We start from the raw sequence: 1,021 nt of genomic DNA, 5'->3' as shown, positions 1-1,021 counted from the left end.
TGTTTGAGAAGTAATCGTTGATCGCATTCACCCGCCCGGAAATAAATCTCCGGGCTAATCGTGGGAAGCCCACTAAACTGGGCTAAGAACTCCGTATTGCTCTCTTAGCCCGCTTCAGCGGGGTTTCTTCCATTAGCCCGGAGATTCATTTCCGGGCGGACTGGCAACGCAGCAAAGCCGCTTTTTATACTTTTCAAACACCCTCTTAGAGACAAGCAAAGGACAAGAATTACAAGCGGCAAAAAGATCGGCAAAAACTGCTTTGTGAAAGCTCATAAGCTATAATTTACATTCATTTTGAAGATATTTATAATCGGCAATATGTCTGAGTCAGCGATTCCCTATCGGCAGTACGACCCAAGCCTTCTCGAACCTGTGTATCCTCAACGCACACGAAACTTGGAAGACTTAGCGATCGCACTTGCCACAAAATCAGGTCAACTGACTCAGGGATTGCATCGGATTGTGCTGCGAGCGCTCGGTGAATTAGTGCGATCAATGAACTGCTATTACAGCAATCTGATCGAAGGACATCGCACCCGCCCGATCGATATCGAACGCGCTCTAGCACAGGACTTTTCCAGCGATTTAGAACAGCGTAACTTACAACTCGAAGCCAAAGCGCACATTGAAGTTCAAACACTCCTCGATCTCGATCCGACGTGGCAAACACTAGATGTCGTCAGCCCAGAATTCATCCAAAGATTACATCACGAGTTTTATCAACGGTTGCCCGAAGCCTTCTGGCAGCTTGGCGAAGTCTCTGTTCAACCTGGAGCTTGGCGATCGGTGAATGTCCAAATTGGTCGCCACGTTCCGCCACCACCAGAAACTTTGACCCGATTTCTCGATCGCTTTGCCCAAGTCTACCAACCAGAGCGGCTCTCGAAGGTCGATCAAATTCTGGCTGCTGCTGCTGCTCATCATCGATTTGCCTGGATTCACCCGTTTCTAGACGGCAATGGACGTGTCGTGAGGCTCTTTTCCCATGCTTATTTTCAGCGCATTGGCATTGGCAGTA

Annotated in this window: 1 protein-coding gene; it reads left to right on the top strand. The window is 48.7% G+C overall.

What is annotated here, in order from left to right; genetic code table 11:
* Nucleotides 1–321 precede the first annotated feature (321 nt).
* The coding region (locus tag ACQ4M5_RS41785) for a Fic family protein (RefSeq protein ID WP_430681697.1) at nucleotides 322–1,021 on the top strand (700 nt) is incomplete at its 3' end.

This window comes from Leptolyngbya sp. AN10, from assembly GCF_050565645.1.
GTDB lineage: Bacteria > Cyanobacteriota > Cyanobacteriia > Leptolyngbyales > Leptolyngbyaceae > Leptolyngbya.
The sequence above is the reverse complement of the archived record's forward strand: the minus strand, read 5'-3'. Positions and strand labels throughout refer to the sequence as shown.